Genomic DNA, 25,383 nt, shown 5'->3' on the forward strand with positions numbered 1-25,383 from the left:
TAGGCATTTGCTTAACCACGCCGGGCCAGACTGCCCGGAACGCAAGGAATCGGAGGAAGCATGGCGGGCTCGGTCAACAAGGTCATCATCATCGGCAACCTCGGGCGCGACCCCGAGGTGCGGAGCTTCCAGAACGGCGGCAAGGTGGTGAACCTGCGCATCGCCACCTCGGAACAGTGGCGCGACAAGGCCAGCGGAGAGCGCAAGGAACGCACCGAATGGCACTCGGTCGCAATCTTCGACGAGAACCTCGCCCGCGTGGCCGAGCAGTATCTGCGCAAGGGCTCGACCGTCTATATCGAGGGGCAGCTGGAAACCCGGAAGTGGCAGGACCAGTCGGGGCAGGACCGCTACTCGACCGAGATCGTGCTTCGGCCGTTCCGCAGCTCGCTGACCATGCTCGGCGGTCGCGGCGAGGGTGCGGGCAGCGGCGGCGGCGCGGGCGGCGGCTACGAGGATCGCGGCGGCTATGACAGCTACGACAGCTATGGCGGCGGAAGCGCCCGCGGAGGCGCCTCGTCGGGAGCCCCGACCGGGGGACGCCGCTCGGATCTGGATGACGAGATCCCGTTCTGAGGCGCGGGCCGCCGAGCGAGGACTGCGAACGAAGAAGCCCTTCACCGCCCGCGCGGTGAAGGGCTTTCCGCATCCGGGGGAGGACCATCCCGCCGGTGCACAACCGGTTCCGGCCTGCTCACCTTGCCCCCTTGCGAAAAGCGAGGATCATCATGGCCTTCAGGCACCGCCCGGGCGGGCGAAACCTGCCCGCCGGCGTTGCCAGCGCCCTGTCGACAACCGGTCGAAGGCTGGAACCGATCGCACTGGACCTGAGCCTCCGCATTCCCTATATAATCAGTCAACAAAACGCGCGAGAGTCTCATGAGCCACCAGCAGGACATGATCGAGGGCGCCCCCCTCATCAAGCCGTCGAGCACCGACCACCCGCTCTACGAGAGCATCGTGGAAGCCTGCCGGACGGTCTTCGACCCGGAGATCCCGGTCAACATCTTCGACCTGGGGCTGATCTACACGATCGACATCTCGCCCGAGAACGACGTCGAGATCCTGATGACGCTGACCGCACCCGGCTGCCCCGTGGCGGGCGAGATGCCGCTCTGGGTCGCGGATGCCGTCGAACCCGTGCCCGGCGTGAAGTCGGTCAATGTCGGGATGACCTTCGATCCGCCCTGGGGCATGGACATGATGTCCGACGAGGCGCGGCTCGAACTCGGCTTCATGTGAGGCTTGAGCGGCGCTCCTCCGCCCCCCATATCCGCTGCTAGAGCGAGAGGAATCCATGTTCTCCATTCCGGGCAAGCAGGCCGTCACCCTCACCCCCGCCGCCGCGCGGCAGATCGCGCGACTCATGCAGAAGCAGGGCTCCAAGGGGCTTCGCATCGGCGTGAAGAAGGGCGGCTGCGCCGGCATGGAATACACCATGGACTACGTGTCGCAGATCGATCCGATGGACGAGACGGTGGAGCAGGACGGGGCGCGGGTGATGATCGCGCCCATGGCGCAGATGTTCCTGTTCGGCACCGAGATCGACTATCAGACCAGCCTCGTCGAGTCGGGCTTCAAGTTCCGCAACCCGAACGTGGTCGATGCCTGCGGCTGCGGCGAGTCGATTCGCTTCCGCGAGGCGGACGCCTGAGGCTTCCCCAGCCCGCGCGGATCACGTAACAAGTTCCCCGACCGAAAAGGACAGGGGATCGACATGCGCAAGCTCGCCGCGGGCAACTGGAAGATGAACGGGACCGAGGCCGACCTGGCCGAGATCGACGCGCTCATGGCGGCGCATCCCGCACCGAAATGCGAGGTCCTGATCTGCCCGCCCGCGACGCTGATCGCCCGCATGGCCGCTCATGCCACCTCGGACCTGATGGTGGGCGGGCAGGACTGCCACCCCAAGGTCTCGGGCCCCCATACCGGCGACATCTCGGCCGCAATGCTGGTCGATGCCGGGGCAAGCCATGTCATCCTCGGCCATTCCGAGCGCCGGGCCGATCATGGCGAAAGCGACTCGCTGGTGCGGATGAAGGCCGAAGCCGCCCATGCCGCGGGCCTCGTCGCGATCGTCTGCGTGGGCGAGACCGAGGCGCAGCGGGATGCCGGCCGCACGCTCGACGTGATCGGCGCGCAGCTTTCCGGGTCGGTGCCGGATGGCGCCACCGCCGGCAATACCGTCATCGCCTATGAGCCTGTGTGGGCCATCGGCACCGGGCGCACCCCCACCACGGCCGAGATCGCCGAAGTCCACGCCTTCCTGCGGGCGCGGCTCGCGGACCGCTTCGCGGATGCTGCCGGTTTCCGGCTGCTCTACGGCGGTTCGGTCAAGCCCTCGAACGCGGCCGAGATCTTCGCAGTGGCGAATGTGGATGGGGCGCTGGTGGGCGGGGCAAGCCTGAAATCCGCCGACTTCGGCCCCATCGTCGCGGCCCTGTCCGGGGCCTGACGCCCCGAGGCGTGGGAGAACCGCCGCGCGGGGATCTGCTGCCTGCGTCGCCCCGGAAAGCGCTGGGTCCGGGCGGCGCGAACTGGACAGGACGGCGCGCCGCGGCCATCGTGGGACCGGGCGCCGTCCCGCGTCGGATCCGGGGGACGCCGCTTGACCCACAGCCCGCCTGCGCCCATGCAACGCCTGTCCCAGTCTCCCGTGGATCGCCACTTCGTCCGCAATCCCTACCGGTTCTACCGGCAGGCGCGGGCGGGCGGCCCGTTCTTCTTCTGGGAGGAGCCGGGACTGGTCTGCACAGCCTCGCATGCGGCGGTGAACGCCATCCTGCGCGATCGCCGCTTCGGCCGCGAGCCGCTGGCCCCCGCTCCGGTCCCCGACCACCTCGTCCCGTTCTACGAGATCGAGGCGCATTCCATGCTGGAGCTGGAGCCGCCACGCCACACGCGGCTGCGCAACCTCGTGCTGCGCGCCTTCACCTCGCGCCGGATCGGCTCGATGCAGCCGGAGATCGCGGCGTTGGCGGATCGCCTGATCGATGACCTGCCCGAAGGCACGTTCGACCTGCTGCCGACCTTCTGCCAGCGCCTGCCGATCACGCTGATCTCGCGCCTGATCGGCATTCCCGAGGCGCTGGCCCCCGAGGTGCTGCGCTGGTCCTCGGCCATGGTCGCCATGTACCAGGCCGGGCGCACCCGCGCAACCGAGGAGCGCGCCGCCGCCGCCGCCGCGGTCTTCGCCGAGTTCCTGCGGCTCTACATCGACGCCCGCCGGAGCCGGCCGGCCGATGACCTGCTGAGCCACCTGATCGCCGCCGAGGCCGATGGCCAGCAACTGTCCACCGACGAGATCATCGCGACCTGCATCCTGATTCTGAACGCGGGCCACGAAGCGGCGGTCCACGCCATCGGCAATGCGGTGGCGACGCTACTGATTCAGCAGGCCCCTCTCGAGGCGCTGGCGCCACCCAACGTCGTCCGCACGATCGAGGAACTGCTGCGCTTCGACCCTCCGCTGCACCTGTTCCGGCGCACCGCCTATGAGGATGCCGAGGTGATGGGCCACACCTTCCGGCGCGGGACCGAGGTGGCGCTGCTCCTCGCCGCGGCCAATCGCGACCCGGGGCCCTGGGAAAAGCCCGACCGCTTCCTCTGGAACCGGCCGGAAAAGCCGCACATGGCCTTCGGTGCGGGCATCCACTTCTGCCTCGGCGCGCCGCTCGCGCGGCTGGAACTGGTCACCGCGCTGCCGATCCTGTTCCGCCGCCTGCCCGGCCTGCGGCTGTCCGGCCGGCTGCGCTATGCCAACACCTGGCATTTCCGCGGACTGGAGGCGCTGCCCGTCTCGCGCTGAGGCCCGGCATTCAGACCGGCAGTGTGGTGGTGGCCTTGATCTCCTCCATGGAGAGCAGCGCCGTCACATTGTAGATACGCACCTCCGATATCAGCGCCTGATAGAAGGTGTCATAGGCCCGCGCATTGGCCACGCGCACCTTGAGGATGTAGTCGATGTCGCCAGCCAGCCGGTGCGCCTCGAGCACCTCGGGCCGTTCGCGCAGCGCCTTCAGGAACTTGCGCTGCCATTCGGCCTCGTGTTCCGAGGTGCGGATCAGCACGAAGAAGCAGGCCTCGAGCCCCAGCGCCTCGGCGTCGAGCAGCGCCGTCTGCTTCAGGATCACGCCGGCCTCGCGCATCCGGCGGATGCGATTCCAGACCGGCGTCTTCGACGAGCCGACCTTGCGGGCGATCTCGTCCAGCGACTGGCTGGCATCCTCCTGCAGTTCGGCAAGGATTTTCCTGTCCATCTCGTCCAGCCGGACCGCCATCCGCGCAACTCCCCCTTCAGCGGAACCCCGTTCCACCCGGCGCACCATAGGGAACATTCTTCCTTATCTGCAAGGGGCTATGGCGAAAGACGGGGAAATTGTCCTACATTGCGGGACGAAACCTCAGCAGTGGATGACAGGAATGACTGACGCGCGCAAAGCCCTCGGACAGGTTGTCTTCGTCGGCGCCGGCCCCGGCTCGATCGATCATCTGACCATGGGCGCCTGCCGGGCGCTGACGCAGGCCGAGGTCGTTATCCACGACCGGCTGGTCGGGCCCGAGATCCTCGAGCTGATCCCGCCCTCGGCCACCCGTATCGAGGCGGGCAAGGAAGGCTTCGGCCCCTCCACCCCGCAGTCGGCGATCAACGCGATGATCGTGGGCCATGCTGGCGCCGGCAAGCGCGTGATCCGGCTGAAATCGGGCGACAGCGGCATCTTCGGCCGGCTGGACGAGGAGATCGAGGCGCTGGACGTGGCCGGCATCCCATGGCGCATCGTGCCGGGGCTGACCACCGCCGCCGCAGCCGCGGCGACCATCGGGCAGAGCCTGACGAAGCGGGGCCGCAACGCCGCCCTGCGGATCGTCACCGGCCATGACATGGCGGGCTTTGCCGAGCAGGACTGGCGCGGCCTTGCCCGCGCGGGCGAAGTGGCCGCGATCTACATGGGCAAGAAATCCGCCCGCTTCATCCAGGGCCGCCTGATGATGCACGGCGCCAGCCCCGAGACCCCCGTCACCGTGGTCGAGAACGCCAGCCGCGCCGATGAGCGGATTGTTGCGGCCACGCTCGTCACCCTCGCCGATGCCGTTGCCGGACTCACCGGCCCGGCTATCGTGCTTTACGGGCTTGCGCCTCGCCGCGCCGCGGCGGCCCTGCCCCTGCTGAAGGAAGCCACCGCATGAGCCGCCCGTTCATCCCGAAGGTCGTCACCGCAAACGCGCTGCTGGAAGGCGACGTGGTTTACCTGACCGCCGACGACCGCTGGACCCGCCACCATCACGAGGCCGAGCTGATCGAGGACGAGGCGCACGGCCAGCTGCGCCTGATCTTCGCCACCGCGCAGAAGGGCGTGGTGGTCGGCGCCTATCTGGCGGATGCGCGCCCGGGCGCCAACGGGCCCGAACCGATCCACTTTCGCGAGGTGTTCCGCACGCGCGGCCCCTCGAACTACCGTCACGGCAAGCAGGAGGTGGCGGCGCGCTGACGCCGTCATTCCGAAGAGGCAGCCATGTATCGCTACAACGACTTCGACGAAGCCTTCGTGCGCACCCGTGTCGCGCAGTTCAGCCAGCAGGTCGCGCGCCGCATCGACGGCTCGCTGACCGAGGACGAGTTCCGCCCGCTCCGCCTGATGAACGGCCTTTACCTGCAGCTACACGCCTACATGCTGCGCGTGGCGATCCCCTACGGCACGCTCGACAGCCGCAAGATGCGCCAGCTTGCCATGATCGCCGAGCGCTGGGACAAGGGCTACGGCCACTTCACCACGCGGCAGAACATCCAGTTCAACTGGCCGAAACTGCAGGACGTGCCCGAGATCCTCTCGGCGCTGGCCGATGTCGAGATGCACGCCATCCAGACTTCGGGCAACTGCGTCCGCAACGTGACCGCGGACCATTTCGCCGGCGCCGCCGCCGACGAGATCGAGGATCCGCGCCCGGTGGCCGAGCTGCTCCGCCAGTGGTCGACCGACCATCCGGAGTTCCAGTTCCTGCCGCGCAAGTTCAAGATCGCCATCACCGGCTCGCCGAACGACCGGGCGGTGACGAAGGCGCATGACATCGGCCTGCGCATGGTCCGCAACGAGGCGGGCGAGCCCGGCTTCGAGGTGATCGTGGGCGGCGGTCTTGGCCGGACGCCGATGATCGGCCATGTCGTGCGGGAGTTCCTGCCGAAGGCGGACCTTCTTCCTTACGTCGAGGCGATCCTGAGCATCTACAACGAGCTTGGCCGGCGCGACAACAAGTTCAAGGCGCGGATCAAGATCCTTGTCCACGAGACAGGGCGCGACGAGATCGCCCGGCTGGTCGAGGAGCGCTTCGAGGAAACGCGCGCCGAATTCGCCGGCACCGACCAGGCTCTTCTGGCCGAGATCGAGCGGGCCTTCGCGCCCCCCGCCTTCCGCGTGGCGCCCACCGACGCCTTCGACGCGTTCTACAAGGCCGACCCGGTGTTCCGCGCCTGGGCCGATACCAACCTCGCGCCGCACCGCGCCGAGGGGTATGCCATCGTGACGATCAGCCTGAAGGCGCATGGCGCGACCCCGGGCGATGCGACGGCCGAGCAGATGCGCCTGATCGCGGATCTGGCCGAGACCCATGGCCATGACGAGATCCGCATCAGCCACGAGCAGAACGTGATCCTGCCGCATGTCCACAAGTCGGACCTGCCGGCGATCCATGCCGCGCTGTCGCGCGCCGGCCTTGCAACGGCGAACGTCGGCCTGATTTCCGACATCATCGCCTGCCCGGGGATGGACTATTGCGCGCTGGCCACCGCCCGCTCGATCCCGGTGGCGCAGGAGATCGCGACCCGCTTCGAGGACCTGAAGCTGGAGCATGAGATCGGCCCGCTGAAGCTGAAGATCTCGGGCTGCATCAACGCCTGCGGCCACCACCATGTCGGGCACATCGGCATCCTCGGCCTCGACCGCGCCGGGGTGGAGAACTACCAGATCACGCTGGGCGGTGACCACACCGAGACGGCGGCGATCGGCGAGAAGACCGGCCCGGGCTTTGCCTATGACGAGATCGTGCCCGCGATCGAGCGGATCGTGCGTGCCTACCTCGAAGTGCGAAGCGAGCCTGCGGAAACCTTCCTCGAGACGCTGCGGCGGGTCGGGCACGGACCGTTCAAGGCCGCTCTCTATGATGCGGAAGGCACGAAGGATGCTGCGTGAGGTTCCCCAGGGCTCGGTGACCGACCGGGTCGCCGCGCTCAACGCCCGCTACAAGCACCACGGTGCGACGGCGGTTCTCGAACATGCGCTGAAGGATGCGGACCTGGGCCGGGTGGCCCTCGTCTCCTCCTTCGGGGCGGAATCGGTGGTGCTGTTGCACCTCGTCTCGGTCATCGCGCCCGAGACGCCGGTGATCTTCATCGACACGCGGATGCTCTTCCAGGAGACGCTCGACTATCAGCGCCAGCTGGCCGATACGCTTCACCTGGGCGACATCCGCACGATCCGCGCCACCCAGCCGCGGATCTCGTTCGAGGATCCGGACGGCACGCTGAACCAGTACAACACCGATGCCTGCTGCGCGGTCCGCAAGGTCGAGCCGCTGGAGCGGGCGCTCCGGCATTTCGACGGCTGGATCACCGGCCGCAAGCGTTATCAGAGCGGGACGCGGGCTGCCGTCGAGTTCTTCGAGGCCGAGGACGAGCGGCGGATCAAGGTGAATCCGCTGGCACACTGGGGCCGCGAGGATCTGGAAGAGTACATCGTCAACAACAACCTGCCGCGGCACCCGCTGGTCGCCAAGGGCTATCCGTCGATCGGCTGCGAACCCTGCACCTCGCCGGTGGCCGAGGGCGAGGACCCGCGCGCGGGACGCTGGCGCGGCAGCGCCAAGACGGAATGCGGCATCCATTTCATCAACGGCAAGGCCGTCCGCGGTCCCGTGAACAAGGAGGACGCGGCATGAGCGTCATCGTCACCGACGAGGGCTTCCGCGCCGACGACTGGACGGCCGAGATCGCGCCGCTCGACGCGCTCGAGGATCGCCATGAGGCCGCCGACCTCGCCAATACCGATGACCCCGCAAGGCTGGGCAACCGGCTTGCCGGGCTGCGCCTCATCCGCATCGCCTTCCCCGCCTTCGGCGACGGGCGCGGCTTCACCCTGGCGCGCCGGCTGCGCCGCATGGGCTATGCCGGCCGCCTGCGCGCAGCCGGCCCGCTTCTTGCGGACCAGTATGCCATGGCGCGGCGGGTGGGCTTCGACGAGGTCGAGATCCCCGACGATCTGGCCGCCCGCCAGCCCGAGGATCAGTGGCTGTTCCGGGCCGGCTGGCAAAACCATGACTATCAGTCGCAGCTTAAGGGCTGATTCCGGCCTTTCTTCGCAGGGTGCGAAGATTTACTGAAAGAGCGGACCAAGGGGACCGTGCCATGAACCAGAACGCCGCCATTGTGAAGACCATGCCCGATGCGCAGACCGTCACCTCGGTGCAGCATTGGACGGACCGCCTGTTTTCCTTCCGCGTGACGCGGCCGCAGTCGCTGCGCTTCCGTTCGGGCGAGTTCGTGATGATCGGGCTTCTCGACGAGCGCGGCAAGCCGATCATGCGCGCCTATTCCATTGCCTCGCCGAACTGGGACGAGGAGCTGGAGTTCTACTCGATCAAGGTGCCGGACGGGCCGCTGACCTCGCGCCTCCAGCACATCCAGCCGGGCGACCAGATCATCCTGCGCCCGAAGCCGGTGGGCACGCTGGTGCTTGACGCGCTGCTGCCCGGCAAGCGGATCTGGTTCCTGGCCACCGGCACGGGCATCGCGCCCTTCGCCTCGCTGATGCGCGACCCGGAAACCTATGAGCGCTACGAGCAGGTCATCATGATGCACACCTGCCGCGAGAAGTCGGAACTCGAATACGGCCGTCAGCTGGTCGAGAGCCTGAAGGATGACCCGCTGATCGGCGAGATGGTGGGCGACAAGCTGCTCTACTATCCCACGACGACGCGCGAGGCGTCGGACCGGATGGGCCGGATCACCGACAACCTGACCTCGGGCAAGGTGTTCTCCGACCTCGGCATCCCGCAGATGAACACGGCCGAGGACCGCGCCATGGTCTGCGGCTCGCTCCAGTTCAACATCGACGTGAAGAACGTGCTGGAGAGCTTCGGCCTGCGCGAGGGTGCCAACTCCGAGCCGCTGGAATACGTGGTGGAGAAAGCCTTCGTCGGCGACGGCATCTGAGACCGCCCGATCCTGCAGAAGCGCCGCGCGGTCCCTCCGCGCGGCGCTTTCGCTTTGCAGGCTCCCAAGCACTTGGGGCGCGAAATGCGACGCCCGAGGACCGGCAGCGCGCCACGTCCCCCACCCACGGCGGCCATGCCCGTCAGATCCCGAGCGCGGTGCGCACCGTTTCCAGCGCCGGGCCGAGCAGTTCCGGCGTCGCGGCGGCCGCGTCCAGCGTATCCTTCAGCCGCTGGCGCGTCGCCTCGTCGAGGCTTGAGCCGTCGATCATCGCGTCGACCCGCGCGCGGTCGAAGGTTTCCACCCTGAGAAGATCCTCGGGCAGCAACTCCCCGGCCGCCTGCGCCGCGTCGCGTGCGGCCAGGGTGGCCGCGGCGGCCGCCTCGCGCGCGGCCGCAAGGGCCGAGTCGGCGGCCTCGGAGGCCGCACCCGTCGCGACACGGCCCGCCTCGGCGGCAGCGGCGGCAGCGGCGGCCGCGGCGTCGGATGCAGCCTCGGTGGCGGCATCCGCGGCGGCGGCGGCATCGGCGGCGGCGGCAGCGGCGGCATCCTCGGTCGCGCGCGCCGCTTCGGACGCCTCGGTCCCGGCCGCGGCCGCGGCCCGCCGCGCCTCCTCGGCGGCGGCTTCGGCCTCGCCTTCGGCCGAGCGCGCGGCCTCGGTCGCCTCCTCCCCCGGAAGGAAGCCGAAGCGATACCAGCCGAGACCCGCCACCAGCAGCAGTGCGAGTCCGACGATGATGACGATCCTGCCCATGTCCTCTCCCTCAGGCGGAAGGCGCCTGTTCTGCGGGAGGAAACGCCGCCATGTCGCAGGGCGTTCCGTGGACCGGCGACTTGTGCGCGCCCCGAATCCGGTTGAAAGGTGACGCCACAAACACTACTTTGCGCCCACATTTGCCAACGACACAAGGAACGCCACCATAGCCCGCAGACCTCACAACGCCCCGCCGCAACGCGACACGGGCCCCCGCGTGAACGAGCGCATCCGCTGCCCCGAGATCCGACTGATCGGGGCTGGCGGCGAGAACATCGGCATCGTCACGCCGTCGCGCGCCATGATGATGGCGGAAGAGGCCGGGCTCGACCTCGTGGAGATCTCGCCGAACGCGGAACCGCCGGTCTGCAAGATCATGGACTTCGGCAAGTTCAAGTACGAGCAGCAGAAGCGCGAGGCCGAGGCCCGCAAGAAGCAGCACATCATCGAGATCAAGGAGATCAAGTTCCGTCCCGGGACCGATACCCATGACTTCGACGTGAAGATGCGCTCGGTGCTGAAGTTCCTGAGCGAAGGCGACAAGGTGAAGGTCACCCTGCGGTTCCGCGGCCGCGAGATGGCCCACCAGGAGCTTGGCCTGGAACTTCTCAACCGCGTGGCGGCCCAGGTCGCCGAGGCCGAGGCCGGCAAGGTGGAGTCCATGCCGAAGCTGGAAGGCCGGCAGATGGTGATGATGATCGGGCCGAAGTGACGCCCGCCGCCCGCGCGGATCAGAGGGGAGCCCGCGAGGCTCCCTTTTTCGTCTGGGGACCGCGCGTCCGTTTTGAACCCGCGGGATCGCCGCGATCATCCCGCGGATCTCTCAGAAGCGCCGCTCGCGCGGCTGCGGCCGGGTCGGGATCTCCTTCAGCAGGCCACCCACCCCCATCGCGGCGATGTCGGCATCGGTGAGCGGCAGGCCGCAGGCCAGACGTTCCAGCACCCAATCCGCCCCGTTGAGCGCGGGCGAGCGGGCGCAGCCCGGCAGGCCGATCACCGGGCGCGCGCCCAGCATGCCATGAAACAGCAGGTTGCCCGGGTCCACCGGCATGCCGAACCGCGCGACGGTCCCGCCGGCGCGGCGCAGCGCCTCGGGCGCGGTGTCGTGCAGATCCGAGGTGGCGGAGCCCGTCAGGATCAGCAGCATCTCGCCCGGCAGCCGGTCCAGCGCGCCGGCCATGGCGGCGGGCTCGTGCGCCGTCACCTCGCAGCCGGCGAGCGCCATGCCCAGAGCCGCCAGCCGGCCCTCGACCGAGCGGCGGCCCTTGGCGGTCAGCTTCTCCTCCTGTCCCGGCACCTCGGTCAGCAGAAGCCCCGCGGTCCTGCGCAGGACGGGAAGGATGCGGATGGCCGCGCGCGCCGCATCCTCGGCCGCCGCCAGCGACCTGCCGTCGACGGCATAGGAGATGATCTTGACCGTGCCGACCAGCATGCCCGGCTCCACCCGCGTGAGGGGCGCGAGCGTGGCCAGGGTGATGGCGGGATCGATCCGGTTCAGCGCATGGATCCGGTCCGCCTCCAGCGCGACGAGGCCCGGAGCGGCTGCATTGAGGTTCACCCGGCCGGTGAAGGCAGCCGAGCAGCTGAGGCCGGCGGCCGCCCCGTCCGGAACCAGCGCCCGGGCGAGGCGCGCCGCCGCCTCGTCCTCGGCCACGTCGGCGGGATCAGGCCGCGCCACGATGACCTCGGCCACGCCCGCGGCGGCCAGTCGCGCCAGCGTCGCCGGGTCCAGCACCAGCCCCTTGCGCAGCCGCCCCCCGGGAAGGACGAGCGAATGGGCGAGGATCGCGCCCTCGGCCTCGGCCAGCGGAACGGGTCCGAAGCGCATCAGCCGCGCCTCAGCCGGTCGGTGATCTGGGCGAGGATGGCAATCGCGATCTCGGCAGGGCTTTTCGCGCCGATGTCGAGGCCGACCGGCGCATGGATCCGGGCGATCTGGTCCTCGGCGACCCCCGCGGCGCGCAGGCGGTCTAGCCGCTTGGCATGCGTGCGGGGAGAGCCGAGGCAGCCGAGGTAAAAGGCCTTCGTGGCGAAGGTGGCAAGGATCGCCGGATCATCGAGCTTCGGGTCATGGGTCAGGGTGACCACCGCCGTCCGCGCATCAGGCGCGAGGCGCGCCATCGCCTCGTCGGGCCAGTCGTCGAGGATCGTCTCGCCCGGAAACCGCGCGGCCGAGCCGAAGGCGCTGCGCGGGTCGATCAGGGTCGGCTCGTAGCCCGCGATCCGCGCCATCGCCAGCAGCGGCTGCGCGATGTGCACCGCGCCGACCACGATCAGCCGCAGGGGCGGGTTGTGCACGCCGACAAACCAGCCGTCCTCCTCCAGCCCAGACCGGTCCGCCCGCAGCCGGGCCGCCACGGCGGGCTCCTCCGGGCCGGCAAGACGGTGCTGCCACGTGTCGGTCCGCACCATCAGCGCCGTCGGGCGGCGCGCGGCACGGGTGTCCACCAGATCGGCCAGCATCGCCTCGGAAAGGGCGGCGCCGACCGGCTCCACCATCACGCGGATGGTGCCGCCGCAGGCCAGACCCACCGCAAACGCCTGGTCATCCGACACGCCGAAGGTCAGAAGACGCGACCGGCCGTCCTGCAGCGCCTCGGCCGCCTCGGCCATCACAGCCCCCTCGACGCAGCCGCCCGAGACCGACCCCATGATCTCGCCGTCGCCGGACACCGCAAGCTGGCTTCCGGCCGGGCGGGGGGCCGAGCCCCATGTCTCGACCACCGTGGCAAGGACGGCCCCCCGGCCGGCGCGATGCCAGCCGAGGGCGATCTCGGGGATGCTGTCATGGCCGGTCACGATGGTCCTCCCTGCGCCGCGCCGGGGGATCATGCGCCGGGGGCGAGCGACGCCGCCACTGCCAAAAGGTGGCATGGCGGCGTCGGCGGTCAGTTCGCCGCCGTCTGCAGCAGCGGCGTGATCAGCCGGACCGCGACCCGTCGGTTGCGCTGGTCCGGCCCTTCCGTATCGACCCGCAGGTCCTCCTCGCCATAGCCCTGCACCACGAGGTTCTCGGGCGGCACGTCATAGTATTCCGTCAGCGCGAGGGCCACGGACTCGGCCCGGCGGTCCGAAAGCGTCAGGTTGGACGCAGCCGAGCCCACCGCGTCGGTGTGCCCCTCGATCAGGAACACCTCCTCGGGGCGCTCGGCGATCATGTCCGAGATCGTCTGGCCCAGCATGGCAAGCTTCTCGGCCTCTTCCGGCACGATGGCCGCCGAGCCGCTGTCGAAGGTGATCTGATCGACGTCGATGGCCGGCGCAAGTGCGCGGACCTCGCGGTAGTCCCGGATCTGGCGCAGGCTGTAGGTCCGGTCCAGATCCCGGCCCCGCATCTGTTCCAGCGCCTCGCGCAGGGCTGCCTTGTCGCGGGTCTCGGTGAAGTTGTAGACCGGCGCGGGTTCCGGCAGGCGCGAGAAGTCGATCTGCTCGACCGGGGCGAGGTCGTCGATCAGCAGCACCTCCTGCCCGTATCGGTCCACGGCCGAGCGGCGCAGCACGCGGCCGGCGGCATCGCGGATCGTCACGATCTGCGTGCCGTCCTCGCGCGTCACGACCGATCGGGTGGAGCCATCGGCATAGCTTTCGGTGATGACCTCCGATCCCGGTCGCCGCAGCAGGGTGTCATCGTCCTTCAGCACGGCATAGGTTCCATCGGCGCGCTGCACGACCACCCGGTCGCCGCTGTTCGACACGACCTCGTCGCGGTTGTTGAGCAGCGCCCCCACGGCGAGACCGCCCAGGGCGAGCAGGCCGAACTTCTCGAAGTTGCTCAGGCCACCATCGTCGTCATCGTCGTCGTCATCCTCGCCGGCCCGCCAATCCGTGGCGCGGGTCGCGAAGTCCTCCCGGCTCGAGCGGAAGTCCTCCTCGGTGATGCGTTCGGCGCGACGGGCCGAGCGGCGGGCGTCCTCTGCCGCCTCGCGGGCGTTCCCGGCCGAGGCGGCCGCAGCCGCGGTGCTCCTGTCAGGATCGTCCAGCGCGCGGGAAAGCGAACGGCGGGCCTCCTCGCGACTTGGCCTGCGCTCCTCCTCGGCGCGCCCGGCATCGCGGGTCGCCCGGTCGCCGTCCCGCGTCCTGCGCTCGGCGTCCGCATCGCGGCCGTCCCCGCGCCGGGGGCGTTCGGCATCGTTTGCCACCGGATTGTTGCGCTCGGTGTCCGGGCGCGCCCGGTCGCGCGGGGCACGGTCGGTGCCGACGACGGGGCTGTCATTCTCGTCCGTGCTGCGGACAGGGCGATCACCCTCGCGCGGGGCGCCCCGTCCCGCGTCCTCCTCCTCCAGCATCCGGCGGAGTTCATCGCCATCGGGTCCGTCGTCGCCCTGACGGGAGCGCTGGCCGTCAGCGCGCGGCGCCTCGCCGCCATCCCGGGGCTCGGCCTCGCGCTGGTTCTCGCGGCTGCGCGTCCGGTCGGCTGCGCCCGGCTCCTCCTCGCGGTCCGGCGCGGCCCGACGCTGCTCGCGCTCGCGGTCGGCGGGCCGCCCCGCCTCCCCGCCGGCGCCGCCCTCAGGCGCGGCGCGGCGCGGTTGCCCGGACCTTTCGCCGTCAGCCGGTCGCTCGGCCTCGGCTGCCGGACGGGCCGGTCGCGCCGCGGGGGTATCGTCCTGCGGTGCGGCACGCTGCTTGCGCTGCTCGCGCTCGGGGCGCTCGGCATCGGTGGCGCGACCGGCGGGGCGGGCGTCCGGCCGCTCGTCCGGCTGGTTTGCGCGCTGCTGACGCTGCTGCCCGGCGGGGCGATCCTCCTGCTGCTGGCGCGCCGCGTCAGGCTGGCGGTTGCGGCGCTCCTGCTGGCCGGCGCCCTCGCCCGACCGCTGCTCGCCGCGCTTTCGCGGCGGGCAGTCCTCGGGGTTCTCGGACGTGCAGTTCGCCCGTTGACCGTCCTGCGCGCTCAATGGAAGCGGCTGGATCGCGGAGAGCGCCACCGACAGTGCGGCCGTCGTGGTCAATAGCCGACTCTTCATCGGAAAATTCCTTTCGTTCGTGACCCTGATCACCGGGAACGGGCCGATCTTGCATCAGAAGAACGGGCGACGCATGCGGAACGTTCCCGCGGGGACGCACGCCGGCAGAGCTTTGCCGGTGGAATGAAAAAAACCGCCGCCCGGAGGGGGCGGCGGCAGCAACATGTTGTCAGATCGGGGATTACTGCGGCGGAACGCCGCCCTGGCTGTCGTCCGTGCCGTCCGGCTGCTCGGCACCCGGAACCATCGGAGCGGCGCCCTCGGTCGCAAGGCCGCCGGCCTGCGAGCCCGGATCGACCGGCGGGCTGGCGGCCGAGTCGTCCGCACCATCCGGGGTCTCGGCCCCCGGCACCTGCGGCTCGGCCGCAGGCGCGCCCGCCGCGCCGCCCGCTTCCGAGGTCGGATCGACCGGCGGGGCCGCCGTCGAGTCGTCGGTGCCGGCGGGGGTTTCGGCGCCCGGCACCGCAGGCGCGGTCGAGCCCGGAGGGCAGGTCACGGTCGCGCTGGGAACGCAGTCGGCGGTCGAGGTCTGGGCGACCGCCGCGACGGGGTGCAGCGCCATCAGGCCAAGCGTCAGGGCGGCGGTGGTCTGGAGCAGTCTGTGGCTCATCGTCTGTCCTTTCACGTCATTGATCCCGGCCCGCGGGCTCCGGATCGGCATGGCGCGACAACAGGCTGGGGCGCGAAGCGTTCCCGCGGCCACGGCGATGCCGCGATAAAACCTGTGTGAAACCCGGGGCAGGCTCCGAATCAGCGGCGGCGGCCCTCGGGCCGGGAAAGGGCCTCTGCGAGGGCGTCGAGCGATGCCACCGAATGGGCCGCCCGGAGGCTGTCGACATGGGGCAGCATCGCCCGGATGCCGGCCGCCCGGGGCGCGAAGCCGTCCCAGCGCAGCAGCGGATTGAGCCAGATCAGCCGCCTCGTGGAAAGATGCAGCCGCTCCATCTCGCGCGCGAGCGCCTCGGGCGCACCCCGGTCAAGTCCGTCGGTGATCAGCAGCACCACGGCGCCCTGCCCCAGCACCCGGCGCGACCAGTCGCGGTTGAAGACGTGCAGGCACTCGCCGATCCGCGTGCCCCCCGACCAGTCCTGCGCCTCGGCCCCGGCGGCGGCCAGCGCGGCATCCACGTCGCGCGTCCGCAAGTGGCGGGTGATGTCGGTCAGCCGCGTGCCGAAGGTGAAGGCATGGACCCGCGCCCAGCCCTGCCCCTTCCGGTTCGCCACCGCGTGAACGAAATGCAGGACAAGCCGCGAATAGCGCGACATCGACCCCGAGATGTCGCAGAGCACGACGAGGTTCGGCCAACGTTCGGTCGGCCGCCGGCGGGCAATGGCGGCGACCTCTCCGCCCTGCCGCAGCGCAAGCCGCAGGGTGCGGCGCAGGTCGGGCCGGCTGCCCGAGACCGCCGCCACCACCCGCCGCGAGGCGATGGGCGGCACCGGCAGCGTGAGCCGCGACAGCATCCGCTTGGCCGCCTCGATCTCGGAGGTGGACATCTGCTCGAAGTCGAGCCGCTTCAGCCGCTCCTCCTCCGAGACGGTCTCGGCCGCATCGATCTCGATCAGGCTTTCCTCGCCCGCCTCCTCGCGCTGCTCGGGGCGGGCGGCCCCGTCGAGCAACGCCTCGGCGGCGCGCTTCTCGGCGGGCTCCGGTGGCCGGTCCTCCTGCAGGCCGCGCAACTGCGGCAGCAGCAGGCTCATCATGTGCTCGAGGAACTGCGGATCGCGCCAGTAGAGCCGGAAGACCTGCGCGAAGACGGCCCGGTGTTCGGGGCGCGAGACGAAGCAGGCGTGGAGCGTCCAGTAGAAATCCTCGCGCGAGGTGAAGCCCGCGGCCTCGACGGCGCGGATCGCGTCGATCACCCGGCCCGAGCCGATCGGCAGCCCCGCCTTGCGCAGCGCGCGGGCGAACCACAGGATGTTCTGCCCCAGACGTCCCTCGGGGGAAGCAAGCGTCTCCATGGCTCAGCCCTTCCGGCGCCGGGCCGGCCGGCCCTCAGACCGGGGCAAAGTCGCGCCGGGCCTCGTCCAGCAGGCGCCGGGCTTCCGATCCCTGAACCTTCTGGATGTCGTCCTGATACTTCAGCAGCGCGCCCAGCGTGTCGGCGATCACCTCGGGCGAAAGCTGGATCACGTCGAGCGCGAGCAGGCACTTCGCCCAGTCGATCGTCTCGGCGACGCCCGGCTTCTTGAACAGGTCCTCGCGGCGCAGGCGCTGGACGAAGGCCACGATCTCGCGGCTGAGCGCCTCCTGCGCCTCGGGGGCGCGGGCGGCGAGGATGGCGTATTCACGCTCGAAACTCGGGTAATCGACCCAGTGATAAAGGCAGCGCCGCTTCAGCGCGTCATGCACCTCACGGGTGCGGTTCGAGGTCAGGATCACGATCGGCGGCTCCGGCGCGCGGATCGTGCCCAGCTCGGGGATCGTCACCTGAAAGTCCGACAGGGCCTCCAGCAGGAAGGCCTCGAAGGGCTCGTCGGTGCGGTCCAGCTCGTCGATCAGCAGCACCGGGGGGCCGCCGTCCTGCGGGCGCATCGCCTGCAAGAGCGGCCGTTCGATCAGGTAGTCCTCGGTGAAAAGCTCGGCCTTCAGCGCGTCGCGGTCGGCGCCGCCCGAGGCTTCGGCGGCACGGATCGCGATCATCTGGGCGGCGAAGTTCCAGTCGGCCACCGCCGAGGCCGCATCCAGCCCCTCATAGCACTGCAGCCGGATCAGCCGCCGCCCCAGCGCCGCCGCCAGCGCCTTGGCGATCTCGGTCTTGCCGGTGCCGGCCTCGCCTTCAAGGAACAGCGGGCGGCCCAGCTTCAGGGCGAGGAAGGTCACCGTCGCCAGCGCGCGGTTGCTGACATAGCCCTGCCCGGCAAGAAGCTCGGCGGTGGCGTCGATCGAGGCGGGCAGAAGGTGGGACAAGGCAGGTCTCCGGGTTGCGGGCCGAGGTTGACCGAGGCGGGCCGCGGCGGTCAAGCGGGCCGCGGCCGGTCTGCGACCAAGGTCGGGCGGGCCCTCGGATGCCCCCACAACATTTGTCACGCTTTTGCCGCATTGACCGCATCAACTGGCCACCCCGCTCGGGCAGACGGAAGTTTCCCCAGTGGCACGAAGATCCGAGCCTCCGAGAAATGACATCCGACCTGTCTCCCGATCCGCGCCTGCTTCGCGACGCCTCGTCCGCCACGGACCGTGGAAGCTGGCTGGAGCTGGTCGACCGCATCGGCGACGAGGTCGGCTATTTCCAGAGCCTCGGACCCCGGCACTGGGCCTTCTTCCGCGACGACGGCCCGATCCTCGTGGTCAGCTTCGAGACGCTGGAGGCGATCCGCGCGCAGGGACCGGGGCAGTTGCCGCTGGGCGATTGCGTGGCGCGGGCCGAAGGCTGGTCGCATCTCTGCCTGATTGCGGATGGCGAGACGTGGTATCGCGATGCGGCCGTCCACCGCTACTTCGACCGGCTGGTGGACGACGCCTTCTTCGAGGATTTCGACCGTATCGTGTTCTATGGCGCGGGGATGGGCGGCTATGCCGCCTGCGCCTTCTCGCCCACGGCGCCGGCGGCGACAGTGATCGCGGTCACACCTCGCGCCACGCTCGAACCGGCCGTCGCGGGATGGGACCCCCGGCATCGGACGCTGCGGCGGCTCGATTTCACCGACCGCTACGGCTATGCGCCGGACATGGTCGAGGGCACGGGCGAGGTCTTCCTGCTTTTTGATCCGGCCGAGCCGCTGGACGCGATGCATGCCGCCCTGTTCCGCGGGCCGCATGTGCACCTGCAACGCCTGCGCAACGTCGGATCACCGCTGGAAGCGGCCCTGTTGCGCATGGGCCTCGTCGGGCCCCTGATCGCGGCGGGGGCCCGGGGGACGCTCGGTCCGGGACGGGTGGCGCGGCTGTGGCGGGCGCGACGCGACGACATCGACTATGTGGTGCACCATCTGGCGCTGAACGCCGGCAGACCGCGGCGGGCGCGCAAGGTGCTCAACACCGCCGAGCGGACGTTCGACGCGGCCGAGTTGCGCGAGCGGCTTCTGGACCTGCACAGGCGGCTCAGTCAGGGCCGGGGCTGAGACCGGGCCAGCGCCGCCCGGGCGGTCTCTGCCGCCTCGTCGAAGCCGCGGGACAGGACGGGATCGACCGCGCGGCAGGCCGCGGCCACCCGCTCGGCCTTGTGCAAATAGGCCGCCAGCGCCTCGCGGTCCCATTCGCCGGGCGGGCTGGAGGTGAGCGCCGCGAGATTGGCCGCCTTGTCCGCAAGACGCAGCCGGCAGGCGGCGGGAGACAGGCTGTCGCTTTCCGAGGGATCGGTGACCTCCGCGACCAGCCGGGCGACATCCTGGCCGAAGAGCGCGGCAATCTGCTCGGGCGTCGCACCGGCCTTCTCGACCGTGTCATGCAAGAGCGCCGCGATCACCAGCGTCTCGTCCGCCGCCCCGCTCAGCGAGGCGCGCAGCGCCACGTCGATGACGTGGTTGATGTAGGGGTGGCCCTCGTGGCCCTTCTGCCGCGCCCCGGCATGCAGGCGGGCGGCGAAGGCGCAGGCTTCCAGCAGTCTTTGCATCGGGATCCTCCTTCCGCCGCAACGTGTGGCAACGCCTCGCGTTCCCGGGCAGCGACTCACTGGAAATGCGCGGGCCGATGCAGTAGGCGGCTGGCATGACCCAGAGCCTGACCCTCCGCCGCCCCGACGACTGGCACCTCCACCTACGCGACGGCGCGATGCTCGAGGGCGTCCTGCCGGAAAGCGCGCGCCATTTCGCCCGCGCCATCGTGATGCCGAACCTCGTGCCGCCGGTGGTGACGGGCGCGCAGGCCGCGGCCTACTGCGAGCGCATCCTGGCCGCGCTGCCGGAAGGCGCGCGGTTCGAGCCGCTGATGACCCTCTACCTCACCGAAACCACGGACCCGGCCGATGTCCGGGCCGCCGCGGCCTCGGGGCTGGTCAAGGCGGTCAAGCTCTACCCGGCCGGCGCCACGACGAACTCGGCCTCAGGGGTGCGCGACTTCGACCGCGTGCGCGGCGTGCTGGAAACGATGGCCGAGATCGGTCTGCCCCTTTGCGTCCACGGCGAGGTGACGGACCCGGCGGTGGACATCTTCGACCGCGAGGCGGTGTTCCTCGACCGGGTGCTGGACCCGATCCGGCAGGCGACGCCCGGGCTGCGGGTGGTGCTGGAACATGTGACGACGGCCGAGGGGCTGGACTACGTGCGCGGCGGCGGGCCAGGCATTGCCGGCACGCTGACCACCCACCACCTGATCATCAACCGCAACCACATCCTCGCCGGCGGCATCCGTCCGCATTACTACTGCCTGCCGGTCGCGAAGCGCGAAACGCACAGGCTCGCGCTGCGCAAGGCCGCCACCTCCGGCGAGGGCTGCTTCTTCCTCGGCACCGATTCCGCGCCGCATGTGGACAGCACCAAGGAGGCCGCCTGCGGCTGCGCCGGCTGCTTCACCGCGACGAACACGATGTCCATCCTCGCCCATGTGTTCGAGGAGGAAGGCGCGCTTGACCGGCTGGAGGGCTTCGTCTCGCTGCACGGGCCGCGGTTCTACGGCCTGCCCGCCAACGAGGAGCGCATCACCCTGCGCAAGGGCGAGCCGCTCGCGCTGCCGGCGAAGATCCTGACCGGGGCCGGTCCCGTCACCCTGTTCGACCCGGGTTTCCCGCTGCTCTGGCATGTCGAGACCTGAGGCCCGCCACCGCCCGTCCGGGCAATCCGCCTTGCCGCGACCTGCCCCAACGGGCAATGGACGCCCCTGACCAGAGGACGATCCCCATGATCCCCACTTCCTTTCCGCCGCGCGAGGAGATCGCCCGCCTGACGGCGCGGATGCTGCTCGAGATCCAGGCGGTGCACTTCCGCCCGCGCGAGCCGTTCACGCTGGCCTCGGGCCTGCCCTCGCCCACCTACATCGACTGCCGCAAGCTGATCTCGTATCCGCGCATCCGCTCGACGCTGATGGATTTCATGGCGATGACGGTGCTGCGCGACGCGGGCTTCGAAGCCTTCGACAACGTGGCGGGCGGCGAGACCGCAGGCATCCCCTTCTCGGCGATGATCGCCGAGCGGCTGGCGCTGCCGATGACCTATGTGCGCAAGAAGCCGAAGGGCTATGGCCGCAACGCCCGCATCGAGGGCGTGATGACCGAAGGCCAGCGCGTGCTGCTGGTCGAGGACCTGACCACCGACGGCGGCTCGAAGCTTTCCTTTGTCGATGCGATCCGCGAGACGGGCGCGACCTGCGCCCATACGGCCGTGATCTTCTACTACGGCATCTTCCCCGAAACGATCGGCCGGCTTGAGGCGCATGGCGTCACGCTGCACCACCTCTGCACCTGGTGGGACGTGCTGGCCGAGGCGCGCGCCTCCGGCACCTTCGACGATGCGACGCTGGCCGAGGTCGAGAGCTTCCTGTCCAATCCCCGCGACTGGCAGGACGCGCGGAAACCGGCCGACGCTCATCCAAAGCGCTGAAGCCCGACCTGGGGAAAACCGGGGGCCGCCGCCGGCAGAATCGCCACAGGCTGCGATTTGCGGCTGCGCGGCCCGCCAGATGTGGTAGCCTTTCCGGGCGTCGAAACGATCCACAGCCTGTCCACAGGCTTCAGGCGGCACGATCCCCGGAGCTATACCCCCTGCCCCGTCCTGCCGTTTGGGAGTATGACGTTGCACCGCACCAAGGGCGCCCGAAAAAGATGGCGCCCGTCGAACGAGAGCAGAGAGGGCAGAACCGAATGAACGAGGTCAGGGCACTTCGCGAACCTCAGCCGGAGAAGACCCCGGAAGCGCTTCCGCACAACATCGAGGCCGAGCAGCAGTTGCTGGGCGCGATCCTGACCAACAACGACATCTTCGACCGCATCGCCTCGGTGATCCGGGCCGAGCATTTCTTCGATCCGGTGCACCAGCGCATCTTCGAGATCGCCGCGGCGCGGATCCAGAAGAACGCGCTCGCCTCGCCGGTGACGCTGAAGGCGTTTCTGGAAGAGGACGCGGGGCTGAAGGAACTGGGCGGCCCGGCCTATCTGGTCCGCCTCGCGGGCGCCGCGATCTCGGCCTTTGCCGCGCGCGACTACGCCCAGATGATCTATGACCTTGCCGTGCGGCGCGAGTTGATCGGGCTGGGCCGCGACATCGCCGCCAAGGCCGCGCGGGTCGATGTGACCTCCGAGCCGAAGGAGCAGATCGTCGAAGCCGAGCAGAAGCTTTACCGTCTGGGCGAGCAGGGCCATGCCGAGCGCGGCTTCCAGAGCTTCCTGAAGGCGGTGACGGATGCGGTGAACGTGGCCAACGCCGCCTATCAGCGCGACGGCGGGCTTGCCGGCATCTCGACCGGGCTTGCCGATCTGGACAAGAAGCTCGGGGGACTGCATCCCTCGGACCTGCTGATCCTTGCGGGGCGGCCCTCGATGGGGAAGACCTCGCTGGCCACCAACATCGCCTTCAACATCGCCAAGGCCTACCGGCGCGGCCGGCTGCCCGACGGGTCGGAAGGCTCGGTCGAGGGCGGCGTCGTTGGCTTCTTCAGCCTCGAGATGAGCGCCGAGCAGCTGGCCGCGCGGATCCTGTCGGAAGCGGCCGAGGTGCCCTCGGAGCAGATCCGCCGGGGCGACATGACCGAGGCCGAGTTCCGCCGTTTCGTCGAGGCCGCGAAGGCGCTGGAGGCCTGCCCGCTCTACATCGACGACACGCCGGCGCTGCCGATCAGCCAGGTCGCGGCGCGGGCGCGGCGGCTGAAGCGGACGCATGGCCTCGACGTGCTGATGGTGGACTACCTGCAGCTGCTGAAGGGCTCGGGCGGATCGCGGGACAACCGGGTGCAGGAAGTCTCGGAGATCACGCAAGGCCTGAAGGCCATCGCGAAGGAGCTGAACATCCCCGTGGTGGCGCTGTCGCAGCTGTCGCGTTCGGTCGAAAGCCGGGACGACAAGCGGCCGCAGCTTTCCGACCTGCGCGAGTCGGGCTCGATCGAGCAGGACGCCGACGTGGTGATGTTCGTGTTCCGCGAGGAATACTACCGCGAGCGCGAGAAGCCGGGCGACCACGAGATGGAGAAGATGGCTCAGTGGCAGGCCATCATGGAACAGGTGCACGGCAAGGCCGAGGTGATCATCGGCAAGCAGCGCCACGGGCCGATCGGCTCGGTCGAGCTGAGCTTCGAGGGCCGCTTCACGCGGTTCGGAAATCTGGTCCGGCCCTGGCAGCAGGGCATCGAGAGCTACTGAGGCGGAGGTGCCGGCGCCGGGGGCATCGAGCCCCCGCCCCCGGCGCTGCCGCGGAAGGCCCGACAGTTGACGCCCGCCAAGGTCGATGCGGCGTCGGCCGGACGGAAAGCGTCAGTAGCCGGCGGCCTTGCGCAGCATGTTCAGCGCCACGATCATGATGAAGACGGCAAATACGCGCTTCAGCGGGCCCGGGTCCATGGCGTGGGCGAGGCGCACGCCAAGCGGCGCGGTGATCAGCGTCATCGCGATGGTGACCGCGAAGGCCGGCAGGTTGACCGCTCCGACCGTCCAGGGGGGCGCGACATCGACCGGCGTCAGCAGGAAGATCGCCGCCGACGGCAGGGCGATGATGACGCCGAAGCCCGCCGCCGTGGCGACCGCGCGATGGATCGGCACGCTGTAGAGGCTCATCAGCGGCACGCCGAAGGTGCCGCCGCCGATTCCCATCAGGACCGACAGGAAGCCGACCGACCCGCCGATGGCCGCGCGCTTCGGCCCGTCCGGCATCGCCTCGCCCAGCCGCCAGTTGGCGCGGCCGAAGGCCATGTAGAGCCCGACCAGCACGCCGACGCCGCCGAAGATCGCCTGCAGCACCGTCGAGCGCAGGCTGGACGCGACGAGGACGCCCGCCACCGCGCCGAGGGCGATCCAGAGACCCCAGCCGCGCAGGATCCCGAGATCCACCGCGCTCTTGCCGTGATGGGCATGGACCGAGCGCAGCGAGGTCACGATGATGGTGGCGAGCGAGGTCGCGAGGCAGACCCGCATCAGCGCCGGACTCTCGTAGCCCAGCACCTCGAAGGCGTAGTAATAGGCTGGCACGAGGATCAGCCCGCCGCCCACGCCGAGAAGGCCGGCAATGACGCCGGCGAAGGCCCCGATGGCGAGCAGCAGGGCGAGCATCGGCAGCAGGATCGACAGTTCGGGCATGACCGGGCCTTTCGTTCAGCGCCCCGCCATAGCCTGCCGATGTCCGAAGCGCCAGAGATCAGGCGGCGCGCGCCCGCACTTCGTCGAGCGCGCGGTCGTAGAGGTCGAGCCCTGCCCCGGGCCGCGAGGCGCCTTCGGACAGCAGCCGACGCCAGCCGCGCGCGCCGGGGCGGCCGGCGAACAGGCCGAGCATGTGGCGCGTGATCTGGTGCAGCCGCCCGCCGCCGGCCAGATGTTCCGCGATGTAGGGCCGCATGTCGGCCAGAACCTCGTCGAGGCTGCGCGGAGGCTCCTCGCCCCAGAGTCGGTCGGCCTCGAGCAGAAGCTCGGGCTCGTTGTAGGCCGCCCGGCCGATCATCACGCCGTCGAGGCCCGCGTCGAGCAGCGCCCGGGCCTGCGACAGCGTCGAGACGCCGCCGTTCAGGCAGATGACCAGTTCGGGGAAGCGGCGCTTCATGGCCAGGACGAGCGGATAGTCGAGCGGCGGCACCTCGCGGTTCTCGCGCGGGCTGAGGCCCTGCAGCCATGCCTTGCGGGCGTGGATGACGAAATGCCGGACACCGGCACCGGCGACGGTCTCGATGAAGGCGGGCAGCACCTCTTCGGGAACCTGGTGATCCACGCCGATGCGGCACTTGACGGTGACGGGCACCGGGCTTTCCGCGATCATCGCGGCCACGCAGTCGGCGACCAGACGCGGGCGTTCCATCAGCACGGCGCCGAAGCAGCCCGACTGCACCCGATCCGAGGGACATCCGACGTTGAGGTTGATCTCGTCATAGCCGAAGGGCGCGGCCAGCCGGACCGCCTGCGCCAGTTCGGCCGGGTCCGAGCCGCCAAGCTGCAACGCGACCGGGTGCTCGGCCCCGGAGTAGCCCAGCAGCCGGTCCCGCGCGCCATGGATCACGGCCGGCGCCGTCACCATCTCGGTGTAAAGCATCGTCCGCCGGGTCATGAGGCGGTGGAAGTAGCGGCAGTGCCGGTCCGTCCAGTCCATCATTGGCGCGACCGACAGACGTGCCGCGGCGCGCACCGTGTCGTGACGGGGGCTTCCGGATCGATCCGACGTGTTCACCTCTGTGCCCTCCGGCTTGCTGGCATGGCGGCCCCACGGCGGCGCCTCATGCGTCGCGGGATCGCCGCGCCTTGTAGCAGCAGTCGCGTCGCTGTTCCACACCGCCACGGCGCCCGAGGTCCGATGCGTGGCTGTCCCCCGGCCTCGGGCTCCGAGGGGGCGCAGTGGAGAGACGGCCCGCGGCTCGTCCATGGGCTTGCAGGAAAAAGAAAATATCTTGACGAATTTGTGAC

27 protein-coding genes are annotated in these 25,383 nt (G+C 70.0%); 16 read left to right on the top strand and 11 right to left on the bottom strand.

What is annotated here, in order from left to right; genetic code table 11:
* Positions 1-60: 60 nt before the first annotated feature.
* The 5 genes from ssb (at position 61) to CK951_RS12275 (ending at position 3,808) form a co-directional block, all read left to right on the top strand.
* On the top strand, positions 61-576 hold the full coding sequence (gene ssb, locus CK951_RS12255; RefSeq protein ID WP_096786417.1) for a single-stranded DNA-binding protein: 516 nt from the start codon (positions 61-63) through the stop codon (positions 574-576).
* A gap of 303 nt (positions 577-879) precedes the next feature.
* Positions 880-1,242 (top strand): SUF system Fe-S cluster assembly protein, encoded by a 363-nt coding sequence (locus tag CK951_RS12260; protein ID WP_096786418.1) that lies wholly within the window; start codon positions 880-882, stop codon positions 1,240-1,242.
* Between the two features lie 55 nt (positions 1,243-1,297).
* The gene (locus CK951_RS12265; RefSeq protein WP_096786419.1) at positions 1,298-1,654 is read left to right on the top strand and encodes an iron-sulfur cluster assembly accessory protein; all 357 of its coding nucleotides are present in this window, start codon (positions 1,298-1,300) and stop codon (positions 1,652-1,654) included.
* 63 nt (positions 1,655-1,717) lie between these two features.
* A complete protein-coding gene (tpiA, locus tag CK951_RS12270; protein ID WP_096786420.1) occupies positions 1,718-2,455 on the top strand; it encodes a triose-phosphate isomerase in 738 nt (245 codons plus the stop codon).
* 177 nt (positions 2,456-2,632) lie between these two features.
* Positions 2,633-3,808 (top strand): cytochrome P450, encoded by a 1,176-nt coding sequence (locus tag CK951_RS12275; protein ID WP_096786421.1) that lies wholly within the window; start codon positions 2,633-2,635, stop codon positions 3,806-3,808.
* A 10-nt stretch (positions 3,809-3,818) separates the two neighbouring features.
* Here the strand turns inward: CK951_RS12275 and CK951_RS12280 are convergent, their stop codons facing one another.
* Positions 3,819-4,280, bottom strand: a complete 462-nt coding sequence (locus tag CK951_RS12280; RefSeq protein WP_096786422.1) for an Lrp/AsnC family transcriptional regulator — start codon at positions 4,278-4,280, stop codon at positions 3,819-3,821.
* Between the two features lie 142 nt (positions 4,281-4,422).
* Between CK951_RS12280 and cobA the strand changes: the two genes are divergently transcribed.
* From cobA to CK951_RS12310, 6 genes are all read left to right on the top strand, one after another.
* Positions 4,423-5,187: a uroporphyrinogen-III C-methyltransferase gene (cobA, locus tag CK951_RS12285; protein WP_096786423.1), complete on the top strand. Its 765-nt coding sequence runs from the start codon at positions 4,423-4,425 to the stop codon at positions 5,185-5,187.
* The gene (locus CK951_RS12290; RefSeq protein ID WP_096786424.1) at positions 5,184-5,489 is read left to right on the top strand and encodes a DUF2849 domain-containing protein; all 306 of its coding nucleotides are present in this window, start codon (positions 5,184-5,186) and stop codon (positions 5,487-5,489) included. The genes cobA and CK951_RS12290 overlap by 4 nt, the downstream gene beginning before the upstream one ends.
* A gap of 24 nt (positions 5,490-5,513) precedes the next feature.
* Positions 5,514-7,184, top strand: a complete 1,671-nt coding sequence (locus CK951_RS12295; RefSeq protein ID WP_096786425.1) for a nitrite/sulfite reductase — start codon at positions 5,514-5,516, stop codon at positions 7,182-7,184.
* The gene (locus CK951_RS12300; protein WP_096786426.1) at positions 7,174-7,929 is read left to right on the top strand and encodes a phosphoadenylyl-sulfate reductase; all 756 of its coding nucleotides are present in this window, start codon (positions 7,174-7,176) and stop codon (positions 7,927-7,929) included. Before CK951_RS12295 ends, CK951_RS12300 begins: the two co-directional genes overlap by 11 nt.
* Positions 7,926-8,333, top strand: a complete 408-nt coding sequence (locus CK951_RS12305) for a DUF934 domain-containing protein (RefSeq protein ID WP_096786427.1) — start codon at positions 7,926-7,928, stop codon at positions 8,331-8,333. Before CK951_RS12300 ends, CK951_RS12305 begins: the two co-directional genes overlap by 4 nt.
* 62 nt (positions 8,334-8,395) lie before the next feature.
* Positions 8,396-9,202 carry a ferredoxin--NADP reductase gene (locus CK951_RS12310; RefSeq protein ID WP_096786428.1) on the top strand — a complete coding sequence of 269 codons (807 nt, stop codon included), beginning with the start codon at positions 8,396-8,398 and terminating at the stop codon, positions 9,200-9,202.
* Between the two features lie 142 nt (positions 9,203-9,344).
* On the opposite strand, the gene CK951_RS12315 is transcribed toward CK951_RS12310, so the two are convergent.
* Positions 9,345-9,956, bottom strand: coding sequence for a hypothetical protein (locus CK951_RS12315; protein WP_096786429.1), 612 nt, complete (start codon positions 9,954-9,956; stop codon positions 9,345-9,347).
* Between the two features lie 166 nt (positions 9,957-10,122).
* Between CK951_RS12315 and infC the strand changes: the two genes are divergently transcribed.
* Entirely contained in the window at positions 10,123-10,668 is a 546-nt protein-coding gene (infC, locus tag CK951_RS12320; RefSeq protein WP_096786430.1) for a translation initiation factor IF-3, read from the top strand.
* A 111-nt stretch (positions 10,669-10,779) separates the two neighbouring features.
* Here infC and CK951_RS12325 read toward each other — a convergent pair whose 3' ends face one another.
* The 6 genes from CK951_RS12325 to CK951_RS12350 all read right to left on the bottom strand — a co-directional run bounded on the left by CK951_RS12325 (position 10,780) and on the right by CK951_RS12350 (position 17,828).
* Positions 10,780-11,784: a molybdopterin-binding protein gene (locus CK951_RS12325; RefSeq protein ID WP_096786431.1), complete on the bottom strand. Its 1,005-nt coding sequence runs from the start codon at positions 11,782-11,784 to the stop codon at positions 10,780-10,782.
* A complete protein-coding gene (locus CK951_RS12330; RefSeq protein ID WP_096786432.1) occupies positions 11,784-12,755 on the bottom strand; it encodes an XdhC family protein in 972 nt (323 codons plus the stop codon). Before CK951_RS12330 ends, CK951_RS12325 begins: the two co-directional genes overlap by 1 nt.
* 89 nt (positions 12,756-12,844) lie before the next feature.
* Positions 12,845-14,917, bottom strand: a complete 2,073-nt coding sequence (locus CK951_RS12335) for an OmpA family protein (RefSeq protein WP_096786433.1) — start codon at positions 14,915-14,917, stop codon at positions 12,845-12,847.
* 181 nt (positions 14,918-15,098) lie between these two features.
* The gene (locus tag CK951_RS12340) at positions 15,099-15,527 is read right to left on the bottom strand and encodes a hypothetical protein (RefSeq protein WP_096786434.1); all 429 of its coding nucleotides are present in this window, start codon (positions 15,525-15,527) and stop codon (positions 15,099-15,101) included.
* 140 nt (positions 15,528-15,667) lie between these two features.
* Positions 15,668-16,879 carry a VWA domain-containing protein gene (locus CK951_RS12345; protein WP_096786435.1) on the bottom strand — a complete coding sequence of 404 codons (1,212 nt, stop codon included), beginning with the start codon at positions 16,877-16,879 and terminating at the stop codon, positions 15,668-15,670.
* A 34-nt stretch (positions 16,880-16,913) separates the two neighbouring features.
* On the bottom strand, positions 16,914-17,828 hold the full coding sequence (locus CK951_RS12350; protein WP_096786436.1) for a MoxR family ATPase: 915 nt from the start codon (positions 17,826-17,828) through the stop codon (positions 16,914-16,916).
* A gap of 209 nt (positions 17,829-18,037) precedes the next feature.
* Between CK951_RS12350 and CK951_RS12355 the strand changes: the two genes are divergently transcribed.
* A complete protein-coding gene (locus CK951_RS12355) occupies positions 18,038-18,982 on the top strand; it encodes a phosphoadenosine phosphosulfate reductase (RefSeq protein WP_096786437.1) in 945 nt (314 codons plus the stop codon).
* Here the strand turns inward: CK951_RS12355 and CK951_RS12360 are convergent.
* Positions 18,967-19,473, bottom strand: a complete 507-nt coding sequence (locus tag CK951_RS12360; RefSeq protein ID WP_096786438.1) for an HD domain-containing protein — start codon at positions 19,471-19,473, stop codon at positions 18,967-18,969. The genes CK951_RS12355 and CK951_RS12360 overlap by 16 nt on opposite strands.
* A gap of 95 nt (positions 19,474-19,568) precedes the next feature.
* On the opposite strand from CK951_RS12360, the gene pyrC reads away from it, so the two are divergent.
* The 3 genes from pyrC to CK951_RS12375 all read left to right on the top strand — a co-directional run bounded on the left by pyrC (position 19,569) and on the right by CK951_RS12375 (position 23,145).
* A complete protein-coding gene (gene pyrC, locus CK951_RS12365; protein WP_096786439.1) occupies positions 19,569-20,609 on the top strand; it encodes a dihydroorotase in 1,041 nt (346 codons plus the stop codon).
* 86 nt (positions 20,610-20,695) lie between these two features.
* The gene (locus CK951_RS12370; RefSeq protein WP_096786440.1) at positions 20,696-21,394 is read left to right on the top strand and encodes an orotate phosphoribosyltransferase; all 699 of its coding nucleotides are present in this window, start codon (positions 20,696-20,698) and stop codon (positions 21,392-21,394) included.
* Positions 21,395-21,654: 260 nt separating this feature from the next.
* A complete protein-coding gene (locus CK951_RS12375) occupies positions 21,655-23,145 on the top strand; it encodes a replicative DNA helicase (RefSeq protein ID WP_096786441.1) in 1,491 nt (496 codons plus the stop codon).
* Positions 23,146-23,256: 111 nt separating this feature from the next.
* Here CK951_RS12375 and CK951_RS12380 read toward each other — a convergent pair whose 3' ends face one another.
* Positions 23,257-24,075, bottom strand: coding sequence for a sulfite exporter TauE/SafE family protein (locus tag CK951_RS12380; protein ID WP_096786442.1), 819 nt, complete (start codon positions 24,073-24,075; stop codon positions 23,257-23,259).
* 58 nt (positions 24,076-24,133) lie between these two features.
* Positions 24,134-25,075 (bottom strand): tRNA dihydrouridine(20/20a) synthase DusA, encoded by a 942-nt coding sequence (gene dusA / locus CK951_RS12385; RefSeq protein ID WP_096787251.1) that lies wholly within the window; start codon positions 25,073-25,075, stop codon positions 24,134-24,136.
* Positions 25,076-25,383 lie beyond the last annotated feature (308 nt).

Source organism: Rhodobacter sp. CZR27 (genome assembly GCF_002407205.1).
Taxonomy (GTDB): domain Bacteria; phylum Pseudomonadota; class Alphaproteobacteria; order Rhodobacterales; family Rhodobacteraceae; genus Cereibacter_A.